Source organism: Thiomicrorhabdus sp. 6S3-12 (assembly GCF_017571475.1).
In the GTDB taxonomy this organism is placed as follows: Bacteria; Pseudomonadota; Gammaproteobacteria; order Thiomicrospirales; family Thiomicrospiraceae; genus Thiomicrorhabdus.
The window spans coordinates 17,472-33,167 of the sequence record NZ_JAGETW010000006.1 but is presented as its reverse complement, the minus strand read 5'-3'; the positions used below and the strand labels follow the sequence as shown (position 1 = coordinate 33,167).

The window sequence follows — 15,696 nt, the reverse complement described above, 5'->3', positions numbered from 1 at the left end:
GTATAGATGCAATTAAATCTTAAGATTTGCCAAGCTTCGACAAGCTGTAGATTTCAGGCATAAAAAACCGCGCCAAGCGCGGTTATTTATCAATATGACACTAACTCTCGATAGCGCTAGAAACCACAACTCTGCAATCTAGGGCCCGTTTTAATTACAACTTGAGCGTTGTTATCTTCATAGTAAGAGATGCCATACACCCCCGAATTACGAGCCATAACTTCCGATTGGTTGTAACCCTCTCTTTGAGAATTAATATCAATTAACATATCTCCAGTTGGAAAGTGCATTTGCAAGAAACCCCTTGCCGAATAGTATGCGCCATCATAACGAGATGCCCCTCCCATATAGATATTGAAGCTGTCAGTTGCTCTGTATTGCCACTCCCCTATGTTATCAAGACGATAACTGTTCCTGACATACTTGGACTGATATAAAGGCCAATAATTAGAGTTAGAATAATGCAGAGCGTATTTAGCCGAATGAAGCATACCAAGGAAATCAACGGCATCTTCCAAACAGGCTCCTGAGACTAACTGCCCATTGTTGTATGCGCCAAGAAAAATATGATCGCCAGCATTTGCAGTTAATGATTCAATCTTTGTATAAAACTCTAAAGCCGTCACATCATCTATCGAGCGACCTGTTTCATTGAAGCTTATTTGATTAACCTTTGCCCCGACATTCTGAACAGCTTCGGCAATGCCCTCGGCAATCTTTTGATCAACTTTTGCTAGCAGGGCTTGATTAGATTCGACAGTAGCTCGCAGTGAATCAATTTGCGAAAAAAGATCGTTGATTGCAGTGTTGTTTACAGCCAACTCAGCAGTCGTGATGACTAATTCCGCCACCAACTCACCAATCGTTGCAGAACCATCACCTACCTCAATAGCGCTTTTCAACGAATCAATGGAGAGCTGAAATTCTTCATTGCTCGACTTTAAAGAAGCAGTAATGGTCGATAACTCACTCTCTAGAACTTGTATAGATCCGTTAATTGATTCAATCGCTTCTGAAAAATACAATTTGGTTGATTCCAGCTCCTGAATTGCAGACTCAGACATAGCCGTAGCTTGTTCAGCAGCGCTTAAAGCGCCTTCTACAAGAGCCATTTGATTCTGCAATTCTGCGTTGATAGCACTGATATTTGCATTTTGCGTTTTAATAAGCTCTCTTATTTCCAAAATACTTGTTGAATTCAATGACACTTGATCTTTCAAGGCACGGATTTCCGCATTGGCTGCATCAATCTGAGCTTGAAGCTCTTGAAAGGGTTTTCCATTTGCAGCAATAGACGTACTCGACACTGCTAAGCAAACTGCTCCAACTAGTAACTTTAATTTCATATCTAAATCTCCAACCATTTGATTTACAAGAAAAAATCAACATTAATGAAAAAAAGTTTACCAGAGTTAAACACAAAACCTTTTTAAAATTTTTCGGTCTACCCAAATAGATTTTATAAAATGCGTTAATAATTTTTAATTACGTATTTATTAGAAAAAATCAATATACATAGCACTATTAAAATTACGACCTTGATACGCGTAATAGTTTAGATAGCATCAATTCAAACGGATTTCTTCCTATTAATCACCTGAAATAGGTGTTCAAGTTATCAGCTAGCAACATCAAGGAGACTTTGTGGTTTTGCAGGGATTTTGAAACGATTTATTTTGCTTGGCGTGACGTGCGAACCCATTCCGGGATAGTTTATCTACTCAAATCCTTTATTCGATACAGCAGGATTTATCTGAACAGATTTAGAGTTATTCTTAATAACTCTTGCAAGCCAGTAAACACAGGGCCTGGAAACGAAAAAAGCCAGACATTTCTGTCTGGCTTTCGATGTAATGGCGGAGACGGAGGGATTCGAACCCTCGATAGAGCTACAAACCCTATACTCCCTTAGCAGGGGAGCGCCTTCAGCCTCTCGGCCACGTCTCCTAAAATTGTGGGCGTATGATACAAGTTATCAATGGTCTTGTAAACTATTTGAGAGAAATTTTTCAGAAACTTTCGAGGGAAAATAGAGAATCTTAAATTCACAACAGAGCAAGAGAAAATCGGCGGGAAATGTTATGAATTTGCGTCACCTTGCAGCGCTTTATCCGCAACGTCCGCGGACTGAACATCATCCTCATCAGCGTCCTGCTTCTTGTCTGCATGAGCGCTTTCAGCATTTACTTTCGCGTTGCTTTCCAACAGTTCTTCCCGATGAATGGGGATATTCTGTGGCGCTTCTATGCCGACTCTGACCTGGCTTCCTTTTACAGAAAGCACGGTGACTTTGATATTACCGTCAATAACCAGCGCCTCTCCTTCCCGTCTTGTTAAGACCAGCATATTGCCCCCTCCACTAGAACATAAACTCAAGTATAAGGTTTTGCCGTTGAGAAAAAAACGCGGCGGCTGGAAATGCCCGAAGAGAATTACCGATAATTGACTGAAGATAATTCTCGTATATTCAGTAAGTTAAATTACTTCAAACGAACTTTTGCCCAAGAAATGCCCTCCAAATCCGGGCTTATCAGGACGACTCGGCAGGTCGATAAGGAGTGGCCGAAAATAAAAAACCCGCTAAGGATTATCCTTAACGGGTTTATTTACTGACTGAATCGAGAACGCGGTTACTTGGCTTCGACCCATGCTTTAACAGAGGCCAGAGCATCTTCAAGCTTGCTTGGATCATTACCGCCGGCTTGCGCCATATCCGGACGACCGCCACCTTTTCCACCAACCTGCTGGGCAACATGGTTAACCAGTTCACCGGCTTTATAAGTACCGGTTACCGCCTTACTGACACCGGCAACCAGCGCGATATTATCACCGTCGACCGCAGCCAAAACCAGTACAGCAGGCTCAAGCTTGTCTTTCAGCTTATCAACGGTTTCACGCAGCATATTCCGATCGGCGCCTTCCATCTTGGCCGCCAGCACATTAACATCACCGACTTTAATCGCCGAATTCGCCAGATCGTCCCCTTGCGAAGAGGCAAGCTTGGCCTGTAGCGCCTTAAGCTCTTTCTCAAGAGACTTGTAGTCGGCCATCAGCTGATTAACTTTATTTTCTACCTGAGCCTTATCGCTCTTCACCACGTCAGCGATGTTTAGCAGAGCGTCTTCTTCTTCATAGATGACTTTCCAGGCAGCCTCACCGGTAATCGCTTCGATACGGCGGACACCGGAAGCGATACCGCTTTCGGAAAGGATACGGAAAGGACCGATATCCCCAACCGAATTAACATGTGTACCACCACACAGTTCGACTGAGAAATCGCCCATATCGACAACACGAACGACATCGCCGTATTTCTCACCGAACAGCGCCATAGCACCACGCGCCTTAGCATCTTCGATCGCCATTTCCGAAATGGTAACCGGTGTATTATTCATAATTTCCTGATTGACCAGACGCTCAACTTCGCGCAACTGTTCCGACGTAATCGGTTCAAAGTGGGCGAAGTCAAAACGCAGTCGATCATATCGAACCAGGGATCCCTTCTGATTAACATGCGAGCCCAACACTGTTCTCAATGCCGAATGCAACAGGTGCGTCGCAGAGTGGTTACGTTCGCAGTCGCGGCGTTTGGTAATATCAATCTTGGCATGAACTTTTTGTCCAACCGCAACCGTACCTGCAGTCGCCTTACCGTAATGCAGGAACAGAGAGCCCTGCTTTTGCGTATCATCGACATGGAAGCTGTGCATGCCTTCGGTCAAACTACCGCAGTCACCGGTCTGACCACCGGATTCAGCATAGAATGGCGTCTGATCCAAAAGAACGACCGCCTCTTGACCTTCATTGATCGACTGAACCGATTGACCATCGACAAAGATCGCAATAATGCTGGCATCCGCCTCATCCTGCTGATAACCGATGAATTGTGTGCTACCGTCAAATTCGATACGCGCATTACCTGCCGCACCAAAGTTCGATGCCGAACGCGCACGTTCACGCTGCGCTTCCATGGCTTCACCGAAACCGGCTTCGTCTACAGTCAGATTACGTTCACGCGCCACATCGGCAGTCAGGTCGATCGGGAAACCGTAAGTATCATAAAGTTTAAAGGCCATATCGCCGTCAATGACGGTACCGTTCATCTCTGCAATATAGTCTTCCAGCAATTTCATACCGTTTTCCAGAGTCTCGGCAAAACGCTCTTCTTCCATTTTCAGAACGCGTTCCACATTGCCCTGCTCTTTCGCCAGCTCAGGATAAGCTTCTCCCATCTGTTCGACCAGAGTCTGAACCAGTTTATGGAAAAACGGTTGGCTTTGGCCCAATTTGTAACCGTGACGAATCGCACGACGGATAATACGACGCAAGACATATCCGCGACCTTCATTCGACGGCAAAACTCCGTCGGTAATGGTAAAAGCGCAAGAACGGATATGGTCGGAAATAACGCGCAGAGAACTGTTGGACAGGTCTTTTTCACCGGTCAATTCAGAGGCTTTTTTCACCAATGCCTGGAACAGATCGATGTCGTAGTTGTTGTGTACGCCTTGCATGACCGCCGCCAGACGCTCAAGACCCATACCAGTATCGACCGATGGCTTCGGCAATGGCGTCAGGGTGCCGTCCGCGGAACGGTCGAACTGCATGAATACCAGGTTCCAGATTTCGATATAGCGATCGCCGTCTTCATCCGGTGACCCTGGAGGCCCGCCGGCAACGTCTGCACCGTGATCGTAGAAAATTTCCGAACACGGACCGCAAGGGCCTGTATCACCCATCGACCAGAAATTGTCTTTGGCACCGCAGCGAGAAAAACGTTCCGCTGAAACACCCATCTCTTTCAACCAGATATCTTCCGCTTCCTGATCTTCTTCAAAAACCGTCACCCACAGTTTCTCTTCCGGAAGCTTCAGTTCTTCGGTCAAGAATTTCCAGGCAAACTGAATCGCTTCACGCTTGAAATAGTCACCGAAGCTGAAGTTACCCAGCATCTCGAAGAAAGTATGGTGACGAGCGGTATAACCGACGTTTTCCAGGTCGTTATGCTTACCGCCGGCACGAATACAACGCTGAACCGAAGTCGCTCGCGTATAGTCACGCTGCTCTTGACCAAGGAAAGTGTCTTTAAACTGCACCATCCCGGCATTGGTGAAAAGCAGTGTCGGATCGTTCATCGGCACCACAGGGCTTGAGTGCACTGAGGTATGCTGGTTTTTCACAAAAAAGTCGATAAAAGCTTTTCTGAGTTCTGCACTGGTCATAAGTCGTTAAACCTTAAAAAATAGTAAAAATTTGTTTTCCTGACGGACACGCCATCAAGAAGAATGAAATTCCATTAAATGCACCCTGCATTGCATACAAGAGGCGTCAAAATTAGCGAAACACCCGCCAAATCAAATCCGGGCTAAAGCCGCGACTCTGCAGGAAACGCATCCGTTTCGCCTGCTCTTTAGGCGCCAGACGTCCATCACTGTCGCCGTATTTCTTTACCAGAATCTCTTTAATCAATGCCAGCCAGTCACTGGAATCCAGATCGAGAAACGCGTCCAGAAGATCGCTGCGCGAACTGTTCATACGGGCTTTCTGGCGAATTTTCATCGGCCCGTTGCCCTTGGCCAACAGGCTGTTCACCAACTGTTCCAGATAGCGTTCGTCACTTTGCCAGTTATTCTCCTGACAAAAAATCAGGCACGCCTGCAACTGCTCGCGAAACTCTTCATCACTGACCGCATACTTCTGCAACTGCTCTTCACTGGCAGCCATTTTCTTGCGCAATTTGGCGAGTAGTTCAAGATCACCGTGTTCGCGCTGACTTAACAGTCGTAAAGCGCGGTTCTGAAGATCCTGTTGCAACTGAGCGAGCTGCGCCTGTTTTCCGTCAAACGGCTGCAAAAAATCCTCATCCCAACTGGCCTCGAGAATCGAGTCCTTTTGCGATGAGGATTTTTCAGTTGCATCCAGCCTTTCCGTATCAACGCCAAGTTGCGCCAGAAAGTCTTCTGCTTTTTTCAAAATCGGAATCCGCTATTTTTCTCTAGCTACCGTCAAAAAGCGACTCTGGAGCCTCTTCAATCTCGGCACTCTCTTCCACCGGCGCTTTTTTAGTCGGCATCAGATTGGTTTTGATCTGGGTCATCAGATCCCCTGCTACATCGGGATTATCAATCAGGAACTGGCGGGCATTATCTTTCCCCTGACCGATTTTGGCACCATTATAACTGTACCAGGAGCCGGATTTTTCAATCAGCTTCTCTTTGACACCAAAATCCAGAATCTCGCCTTCACGAGAAATTCCCTGACCATAAAGGATATCGAATTCAACTTGTTTGAACGGAGGCGAAACTTTGTTTTTCACTACCTTGACGCGCGTCTCGTTCCCCAGAACCTCGTCGCCCTTCTTGATCGCACCGATACGACGGATATCCAAACGAACCGACGAATAGAACTTCAAGGCATTACCACCCGTTGTCGTTTCCGGGCTTCCGAACATGACACCGATCTTCATACGAATCTGGTTGATAAAGATCACCAGAGTATTGGTGCGCTTGATATTCGCGGTTAGTTTACGCAGAGCCTGCGACATCAGACGAGCCTGAAGACCGACATGCGAATCTCCCATATCGCCTTCGATTTCCGCTTTCGGCGTCAAAGCCGCTACCGAGTCGATAACCACGATATCAACCGCGCCCGAACGTACCAGCGCATCGGCAATTTCCAACGCCTGTTCACCCGTATCTGGCTGAGAAACCAGAAGATTATCGATGTCCACACCCAATTTTTCGGCGTAGATCGGATCCAGAGCGTGCTCGGCATCAATAAAGGCCGCCGTACCGCCGGTTTTCTGCATTTCCGCAATCGCATGCAACGTCAAGGTCGTTTTACCGGAGGATTCCGGACCATAGATTTCAACAATTCGCCCGCGAGGCAGGCCGCCGATACCAAGTGCAATATCCAAGCCTAGAGAGCCGGTTGATACCGCCTCGATATCGCGCGGCGCAGAGTTATCGCCCATACGCATTATCGAGCCTTTACCAAATTGTTTTTCAATCTGGCCTAGGGCGGCACTCAGAGCTTTCTTTTTATTGTCATCCATGGGTTTTGAATCCTCATTTATTGTCATAAAGCCACTTTGATGCGGCTTTGAGTTTGCAAGCAATCGTGCAAGAGATTCGCCAATTCTTTACGAGAACACGACTCCCGAAAAATTGGCCTGAAATTATCCCATAATCACACCATAAATCCTAGAGATGGTGTCAATAAGAATTCATCATTTACTGAACTCTTGCCCGGAAATGACAATAGTAAACCACAAACTTGATTACTGATACAAAAATTAAACGCCATGCCCGGAGATTTTTCTATCCGCTGACCGGATACAAAGCACCTCTCTTTTCACCAGACAATAAAAAAGCGCCTGCCGAACAGTTCGACAAACGCTTACTGCAGCCACTAAACTCTGGCGATTTAAATCAGGTCGGAAATCCCCTGCAAAGCTGCACGGGTCGCCTGTTCACGTACCGCCTGACGATCTCCGTCAAAGACAAAACACTGGCTTTCGACTTTATCATGCCCCTGTTTGGCCCATGCCAGCCAAACGGTGCCAACCGGCTTCTGTGGAGAACCTCCGCCGGGACCTGCAATACCGCTACAGGCAACGGCAACGGTTGCGTGCGATTGCTGCAAAGCGCCAAGCACCATCTCCTCGACGCAAGCCTGGCTAACCGCCCCCTGCTTCTGTATGGTCAGCTCTTTAACACCAAGCATTTCACGTTTGGATTCGTAACTGTAAGTGATATAAGCGCGGTCGAACCAGGCGGTACTTCCGCCGATTGACGTGAGTGCTTCGGCAATCATCCCGCCGGTACAAGACTCGGCGGTGACCACAGTTTCATTTTTTTCCACCAGTTTCTGCCCCAAAGCAGACATTTGATCGGTAAAATCCATCCTTCACTCCAAATTTATTCACGACAGCCGACTGCATTCACTTTCTGCAATTCTATCCGGCCATCCGGAAATTGCTGCGCTTGCGTTGATCATTGTTGCCATTGGAAAAATTATCGCCTAGCATACCCCTTTTTCAATACCTTGCAAAACCTCCTGCGCAAAAAAAGAAAATAAGGACAATTCAAAAGCCTATGAGTAACCACACGCCGATGATGCAACAATACTTGGCAATTAAAGCGGAGCATCCCGAGCATCTGCTTTTTTATCGCATGGGTGACTTTTACGAATTGTTTTATGAGGATGCGCAAGAAGCCTCTAAACTGCTCGACATAACGCTGACCGCACGCGGTAAATCCGCCGGCGCGCCGATCCCGATGGCCGGGATTCCACACCATTCCGCCGAAGGTTATCTGGCCAAGCTGGTGAAACTCGGCAAGTCGGTGGCGATCTGCGAACAGGTCGGAGACCCGAACAATTCCAAAGGCCCGGTGGAACGCAAGGTCGTACGCATCATCACGCCGGGAACGCTGGTCGAAGACGCCCTGCTGGAAGAGAAAAGCGAGAATCTGCTGTGTGCCCTGTGCGAAAGCGGAAAACACCTTGGCCTGAGCTATCTGGATGTCGCCAGCGGACGCTTTGAAACCACACAGATCGAAAACGAAGAGCAACTGTTTGCCGAACTGGAGCGCTTAAAACCGGCGGAAATCATCTTGCCGCAAGGAACCGATTTCGCACAGAGCATGCAGGACAAACTTCCGGCAAACAGTCCATTACAATTCTATCCCGCCTGGCACTTCGACGAGCAAAGCGGACGGCAAAATCTGTGCCGCCACTTCGGCACTCAGGATCTGGTCGCTTTCGGTTGCGAAAGAGCGCCAGCCTCGATTGCCGCCAGCAGCGCGATACTGCATTACGCGCAAGCCATGCTGCAAAACGACATCAGCCACATTCACAGTCTGCAGACCTATCAGATCAGCGACTCACTGGTATTGGATGCCATCAGTCGCCGCAATCTGGAAATCGATACCAATCTCAACGGAGGCCATGCCAATACGTTAGCTTCACTGCTGGACAATACGGTAACGGCAATGGGCAGTCGTTTGCTTAAACGCTGGCTTAACCAGCCCCTGAGCGATCACAAGGTTCTGATTGCCCGCCAGGATGCGATTGAAGAACTGGTTAACCAAGCGCAGATCGATACCTTCCATCAGGAACTCAAACAGATCGGCGATCTGGAACGTATTCTCGGACGCATTGCTTTAGGTTCGGCGCGCCCGCGCGACCTGCTGCAACTCGGCCGCAGCGTCAACGCCCTGCCTGCGCTGCAAGATTATCTGGCGCAATACAATGCCAAGCGCCTGCGACAGCTGGCGGAAAAAATTCAAACATTCCCGGAAATTGCCGACCGACTGGATCGGGCAATTATCGACAACCCTCCGGTACTGATCCGTGACGGCGGAGTGATCGCCGACGGCTTCGATGAAGAGCTGGACGAACTGCGCAACCTCAAAGAGAATGCCGGACAATATCTGCTGCAGTTGGAAGAGCGCGAAAAAGAGCGTACCGGTATCAGCACCCTCAAAGTAGGCTACAACCGTATTCATGGCTATTACATTGAAGTAAGCAAACTGCAAAGCGAACAGGTTCCGCCGGAATATGTACGACGCCAGACGCTCAAAGCTCAAGAGCGCTACATCACACCGGAACTGAAAACCTTTGAGGACAAAATCCTCAGTGCCAACGAAAAGGCACTGGCACGTGAAAAATGGCTCTATCAGCAGCTGATCGACGGCTTGAATGAAGATTTGCACCCCCTTCAGCACTGTGCTCAAGGACTGGCGGAACTGGATCTTTTAATCAACCTTGCCCATCAGGCGGTTCAGCTTGATTTATCGCGTCCGCACTTGAGTACAAAACCCGGCATCGAAATCGAACAGGGACGCCACCTCACCGTTGAAGCCCTGTGCGGCGATCCGTTTATCGCTAATGACTGCACATTCAACGGAAAACGTCGTTTACAGATTATTACCGGACCCAATATGGGTGGTAAATCGACTTTTATGCGGCAAACGGCGCTGATCGTGTTAATGGCCTATATCGGCAGTTTCGTCCCGGCTCGTTCAGCGACAATCGGACCGGTTGACCGCATTTTCACGCGCATCGGTGCATCCGACGACCTGACCTCAGGCCGTTCGACCTTTATGGTCGAAATGACCGAAACCGCCAATATTCTGCATCACGCCAGCGAAAATTCATTGATACTGATGGATGAGGTCGGCCGAGGGACATCGACTTTTGACGGTCTGGCTCTGGCCTGGGCGATCGCCGAGCAGATGGCTAAACAGATTAAGGGCATGTGCCTGTTTGCGACCCACTATTTTGAATTGACCGCTCTGGCGAATGAATACGGCAACACCGTCAACATCCATCTGGACGCGATCGAACATCAGGATAAAATCGTCTTTCTGCATCAGGTTCAGGAAGGCCCGGCATCTCAGAGCTACGGTCTTCAGGTTGCCGCTCTGGCCGGAGTGCCAAACGACGTCATCCAAAGAGCCAAAGAACATCTGCACGACCTGGAGAACCAGAGCGTAGCTAATTCGGCGCATAAAACCTCCGCCGATGACAGCATTCAACAGTTTGATATGTTCAGCGCCATGCCGGATCCGAAGTGTGAGGCGATGGAAAAGCTTGATCAGGAACTGCAACAGCTCGAATTGGATAACATGACCCCCAGAGAAGCGCTGGACTACCTATATCAGTTGAAGGCCCAACTCAAGGGCTTGTAACCCCCGAAAACAGAGACAAGAGAAATTTACCATGACACAAGCGATGATCGCGGACATCAACCAGGAAAACTTCTCGGAGCTGGTCGCTTTTGCCTCAAAACGCCGTCCGGTTGCCTTGGTTTTCTGGAACGAAAAAAACACTGACAGCCTAGAGATGAAAGCAGCGTGGGAATCCTTGGCGCAGCAGTTTGCCGGAAAGATAATCCTTGCCAAACTCAATATCGACCGAGAAAACGAGTTGGCAAAAAAACTGGGGTTTGAACAGCTCCCACTGTGTAAAATGGTCAAGGACGAAGCATTTGTTGGCGAGCAGAATCAGTGGACTGACAAAGCGGCCTGCGAAGCACTGTTACATGAGGTTCTGCCGCAGGATCCAAGCGAAGCCAAACGGGAACAGGCGATCAACGCCATCCGCCACGGCGATTTTGCCCAAGCCGAGCGCCTGATGCTTGAAGCAATCGAGTTAAACAACAATCACCCGGAACTGCATCTTGACCTGCTGGATATTTTTCTTAAACAAGGGAAAAACCACGCAGCGGAAACACTTTTCCAACAGCTTCCGGAATCGATACAGAACTCGCCGCGCGGAAAATATTTCGGCGGGATTTTCTATTTTGCCGACAAAGCCAATCAGGGACCGGACATTAACGAGGTACAAAACACCCTGGCGCAAAACCCGGATGACCCACAAGCCCTTTACGCCCTGGCCTGTATTCTGATGCTCAACGGCCGTATCGAACAAGGATTACAGGCACTTTTAAAACGTTTACAGATTGCAAGCGGAGCCGAAATCGACAAACAGGCTCAGGAAGCGCTACTGCAAGCGTTTAATATGCTCGCGCCTTTTAAGCCGGAATTGGTTAAAAGCTACCGCCGTCAAATGCAAAACATACTCAGTTAACCGAGTGAACTTCCCGGTTACGCCAATGCGACCAGGACACTAGCAATAAGGATTGATATGCCAACTCTAGACGACTTGAAAAACACTCTTTGTTTAGGCATCGCCGGTAACTTTGCCGGCCACCTCGAACAAGCCGGAGAAACCCCCGATTTCGTAAATGTCAAAACCAAAGAGGCCAAGGCGCCAAAAGGCATCTTCCCGTATTTTGTCCCGGGCTCGGAAAAACAAGTCGGCGAATTCCCGCTGTCCGACAATACCATCAGATACCCGCAAGACCTGGCTGAAAACGCCCATCTGCAAGCCGAACCCGAAGTTTGTGTTCTGTTCCAAAGCAAATACGAATACGGCAAAATCGTCGCACTTCAGCCAGTCGCATTCGCCGCCTTCAACGATTGCTCGATACGCAAACCCGGAGCCAAAAAAATCAGTGAAAAGAAAAACTGGGGACCGGAAACCAAAGGGATTTCCGCTGATTTTCTCCCGGTGAGCACTTTACAGGAAGGCGGAGAACTGGAATCCTTCCGCATCGCTTCTTTTCTGATTCGCGACGGGGAAATTCATACCTACGGTAACGACAGTGCCGTCAACAGCTACTCTTATTTTTACGGAAAGCTACAGGAGTGGATGATTGAAACCCTGAACCATCAGGCGGACTTCGGGCCACTGGAAAACCTGAACCAGATCGTCCATCAGGCCGGTTTTCCGAAACAGTTGATGATCAGCCTCGGTGCGACCACCTACAGCGAATTCGGTGAAAATGTCTTCCTGCAACCGGGCGATAAAATAAAAATCTACGTCTATGATGGCAAGCAGAATTCACCGGAAGAGATCGCTGCGCACGCTTCGGGCCAGACTGTAGAAATCCGCAAAGCCTCCGTTCTGCAGCAGCAGATCCGTTAAAGCGAGTCCTCTCTTCTCATGCCACAAAAAACAGATGAACAATTTCTCAAGCCGGTGCAAACCTGGCTTGAGGAAGTCGTAATCGGATTAAACCTGTGCCCTTTTGCCAAACGCCCCTGGACAAACCGTCAGGTACATCTGCAAGTCACCCGGGCCGACAGTAACGAATCTCTGCTTGAGGATCTGGCGCTGGAAATCGAAGCATTGCTGGCGCAACCGATTGAAAAACGCGAAACGACCGTTTTGATCGTGGCCCAGCATCTGCAGCAATTCGACGATTACAATCAATTTCTCGACTGGGCCGACGCGCTGATTGAACAGCAGAACTGGCAAGGGGTCATTCAACTTGCCAGCTTTCATCCGGATTACCAGTTTGCCGGAACATTGCCGGATGATACCGAGAACCTGACCAATCGAGCCCCTTTTCCGCTGCTGCATATCTTGCGAGAAGAGAGTCTGGAAAAGGCCCTAGCACGCTATCCGCACGACCCGGAAAGCATTTTTGAGAACAATATCCGCTGCATGCACGAGCTGAGCGAAGAGCGCAAGCGCGAACTCTTTCCGTACCTGTTCAGCTAAACCGGTTTCTTACCAGACCGGACTGGAGAATCGGCTACAAATCCTCCAGAAACGGAAATTCCTGACGCTGTTGCGCAACCTGCCGTTGCAGTTCTGCCACGGATATCGAAAACTCGCTCCACGGCTCCTGCTGACAATCCAGAAGACAGTCGCCATTAGCGTTAAAGACGACTGAACCGCCAGCATAGTGCAGACCGTTCTTATCTTCGCCGACCCGATTCACGCCAACGACAAAACACTGATTTTCAATCGCACGCGCCTTTAGAAGGGTCCTCCAGTGCGTCTGACGGGAACTCGGCCAGTTTGCGAGCACAAAAACGATCTCAACCTCTCGTGCAAGCTGACGGAAAAGTTCGGGAAAGCGCAGGTCGTAACAGATAAATACCGCAGCCCTCAGACTCTGTCCGGCACACTCTATCTGAAAAGAACGGTTTTGCTCTCCCGCATTATAGATCCGGTTTTCGCCGGCATAAGCAAACAAGCGTTGCTTGGAGTAACTGTGTTTCAGCGTCCCGGTTTGCGCCCAATACAAAGCTCGATTGTAAAATTCGCGCCGGCCTTCGGTCTGCTCAACACTTTGTGCGACCCCGGCCAGTATATTCAGACGATGCTCCAAGGCAAGTACCGACACTGCCTGTGAAATCTCTCCCTGCGGACTTTCCGCAAACTTTTCCGGATGCATGGAAAAACCGCTGGCGAACATTTCCGGGAGAAGTAGCAGCTGACAGACGTTTTCGTCCCCGACAGATTCATCAGCGATTCGCTCATTCAGGAGCACCTGCAAATCGCACAAACTGGCGTGAATATCGTGCCATTGCGGGGCAAACTGGGCAATACAGAAGCGTAACTCGGTATTGGGCACAAACACCTCCTTCAACAAACATCATCAACGCAAAACCAAAAACAAAAAACCGCTTACAGAATAACATTCTGCAAGCGGCTCACGTTAGCCGTTGTGTGGCCGAGTTCTACCTGTGCAACTTACTGTTCAAGCGTCTGTAGATAAGACTCGTAGTCGCCACGGTAGTCTTCGATACCGTTTTCGCTCATCACCATTAATCGCGTCGCAATCGAAGAGACGAATTCACGGTCGTGCGAAACAAAGATAACCGTTCCCGGATAGTTTTCCAGTGCGATATTCAAAGATTCGATCGATTCCATATCCAAGTGGTTGGTCGGCTCATCCATAATCAGTACATTCGGTTTCTGCAGCATCAACTTACCGAACAGCATTCGCCCCTGCTCACCACCGGAAAGCACCTTAACCGACTTGCCGATCTCTTTTTGCGAGAACAACAGGCGTCCAAGAATACCGCGAATCGCCTGTTCGTCGTCGCCCTCCTGCTTCCACTGGCTCATCCAATCCAACAGACTCAAATCTTCTTCAAAGTCGGCAGCATGATCCTGAGCGTAGTAACCGATAGTGACATTTTCCGACCATTTCACCTCACCGGCAGTCAACTCGGTATCGCCGACCAGACACTTAAGAAAAGTGGTTTTACCGATCCCGTTGCCCCCGATGACCGCCAGACGTTCTTCAACTTCCAGCATCATGCTGAAGTCTTTAATGACTTCGTTATCGCCGTCTTCGTCGTGATAGGTTTTACTCAAGTTCTCGATTTCCAGCGCCAGACGGAACAGTTTCTTATCCTGTTCGAAGCGGATAAACGGGTTAACGCGGCTCGACGGCTTCACCTCTTCCAGTTGAATCTTGTCGATCAGTTTGGCACGAGAAGTCGCCTGCTTCGCTTTAGAGGCATTCGCCGAGAAGCGGCTGACGAAAGTCTTCAACTCGTTGATCTGCGCCTGTTTCTTGGCGTTATCGGACAATAGACGCTCGCGCGCCTGTGTCGAAGCGACCATATACTCGTCATAGTTACCCGGATAAACACGCAATTCGCCATAATCAAGATCCGCCATATGGGTACAGACCGAGTTAAGGAAGTGACGGTCGTGGGAAATAATGATCATAGTGCTCTTACGATCATTCAAAACCCCTTCCAGCCAGCGTATGGTATCGATATCCAAGTTGTTAGTCGGTTCGTCGAGAAGCAGAATATCCGGATCGGCAAACAGTGCCTGTGCCAGAAGAACACGCAGTTTCCAGCCCGGAGCCACTTCGCTCATAGGCCCGAAATGCTGTTCGACCGGGATACCGACGCCTAAAAGCAATTCACCGGCACGCGACTCGGCGGTGTAGCCGTCCATTTCGGCAAATTTCACTTCCAGCTCGGCAACCAGCATCCCCTCTTCTTCGGACATTTCAGCAAGCGAGTAAATGCGGTCACGCTCTTTTTTCACTTCCCACAGCTCGGCGTCGCCCATAATAACGGTATCGACAACACTAAACGCTTCATAGGCGAACTGATCCTGCTTCAATTTACCAAGACGCTCGTCCGGATCCAGACTGACGGTACCGCCGGTCGGCTCCAGATCGCCCCCGAGAATTTTCATCAGGGTGGATTTACCGCAACCGTTGGCACCGATCAAACCGTAACGGTTACCCTCACCAAACTTAACGGAAATATCTTCAAAAAGAGGTTTTTCACCAAATTGCATGGTGATATTAGCGGTTGATAACACGACGGCATCCCAAATAACTGATAATCAAAGCGCGTTATT

At 49.0% G+C, this 15,696-nt stretch carries 12 protein-coding genes and 1 tRNA gene; 4 read left to right on the top strand and 9 right to left on the bottom strand.

Features of this window, described 5'->3' with window-relative positions:
- Window positions 1-116: 116 nt before the first annotated feature.
- The 7 genes from J3999_RS08025 to J3999_RS07995 form a co-directional block, all read right to left on the bottom strand.
- Window positions 117-1,346, bottom strand: a complete 1,230-nt coding sequence (locus tag J3999_RS08025; RefSeq protein WP_208127393.1) for a hypothetical protein — start codon at window positions 1,344-1,346, stop codon at window positions 117-119.
- A 508-nt stretch (window positions 1,347-1,854) separates the two neighbouring features.
- Window positions 1,855-1,947: transfer RNA gene (locus J3999_RS08020), tRNA-Ser, on the bottom strand.
- Between the two features lie 132 nt (window positions 1,948-2,079).
- Window positions 2,080-2,346, bottom strand: a complete 267-nt coding sequence (gene csrA, locus J3999_RS08015; RefSeq protein ID WP_208127392.1) for a carbon storage regulator CsrA — start codon at window positions 2,344-2,346, stop codon at window positions 2,080-2,082.
- Between the two features lie 284 nt (window positions 2,347-2,630).
- Window positions 2,631-5,222, bottom strand: a complete 2,592-nt coding sequence (gene alaS / locus J3999_RS08010) for an alanine--tRNA ligase (protein WP_208127391.1) — start codon at window positions 5,220-5,222, stop codon at window positions 2,631-2,633.
- A gap of 112 nt (window positions 5,223-5,334) precedes the next feature.
- The gene (locus J3999_RS08005) at window positions 5,335-5,973 is read right to left on the bottom strand and encodes a regulatory protein RecX (RefSeq protein WP_208127390.1); all 639 of its coding nucleotides are present in this window, start codon (window positions 5,971-5,973) and stop codon (window positions 5,335-5,337) included.
- Between the two features lie 22 nt (window positions 5,974-5,995).
- Window positions 5,996-7,054 carry a recombinase RecA gene (gene recA / locus J3999_RS08000; RefSeq protein ID WP_208127389.1) on the bottom strand — a complete coding sequence of 353 codons (1,059 nt, stop codon included), beginning with the start codon at window positions 7,052-7,054 and terminating at the stop codon, window positions 5,996-5,998.
- A 371-nt stretch (window positions 7,055-7,425) separates the two neighbouring features.
- On the bottom strand, window positions 7,426-7,905 hold the full coding sequence (locus tag J3999_RS07995; protein WP_173285660.1) for a CinA family protein: 480 nt from the start codon (window positions 7,903-7,905) through the stop codon (window positions 7,426-7,428).
- A 191-nt stretch (window positions 7,906-8,096) separates the two neighbouring features.
- On the opposite strand from J3999_RS07995, the gene mutS reads away from it, so the two are divergent.
- The 4 genes from mutS to J3999_RS07975 are packed head-to-tail and all read left to right on the top strand — an operon-like array spanning window position 8,097 to window position 13,074.
- Window positions 8,097-10,694 carry a DNA mismatch repair protein MutS gene (gene mutS / locus J3999_RS07990; protein ID WP_208127388.1) on the top strand — a complete coding sequence of 866 codons (2,598 nt, stop codon included), beginning with the start codon at window positions 8,097-8,099 and terminating at the stop codon, window positions 10,692-10,694.
- Between the two features lie 31 nt (window positions 10,695-10,725).
- A complete protein-coding gene (locus tag J3999_RS07985; RefSeq protein WP_208127387.1) occupies window positions 10,726-11,595 on the top strand; it encodes a tetratricopeptide repeat protein in 870 nt (289 codons plus the stop codon).
- 57 nt (window positions 11,596-11,652) lie between these two features.
- The gene (locus tag J3999_RS07980) at window positions 11,653-12,495 is read left to right on the top strand and encodes a DUF5718 family protein (protein WP_208127386.1); all 843 of its coding nucleotides are present in this window, start codon (window positions 11,653-11,655) and stop codon (window positions 12,493-12,495) included.
- An 18-nt stretch (window positions 12,496-12,513) separates the two neighbouring features.
- Complete coding sequence (locus J3999_RS07975) at window positions 12,514-13,074, top strand: DUF1415 domain-containing protein (protein WP_208127385.1); 561 nt, start codon at window positions 12,514-12,516, stop codon at window positions 13,072-13,074.
- A gap of 34 nt (window positions 13,075-13,108) precedes the next feature.
- Here J3999_RS07975 and J3999_RS07970 read toward each other — a convergent pair whose 3' ends face one another.
- Both J3999_RS07970 and J3999_RS07965 read right to left on the bottom strand, forming a co-directional pair.
- The gene (locus tag J3999_RS07970; protein ID WP_208127384.1) at window positions 13,109-13,936 is read right to left on the bottom strand and encodes a nitrilase-related carbon-nitrogen hydrolase; all 828 of its coding nucleotides are present in this window, start codon (window positions 13,934-13,936) and stop codon (window positions 13,109-13,111) included.
- 119 nt (window positions 13,937-14,055) lie between these two features.
- Window positions 14,056-15,657 (bottom strand): ABC-F family ATPase, encoded by a 1,602-nt coding sequence (locus J3999_RS07965; protein WP_173285672.1) that lies wholly within the window; start codon window positions 15,655-15,657, stop codon window positions 14,056-14,058.
- Window positions 15,658-15,696 lie beyond the last annotated feature (39 nt).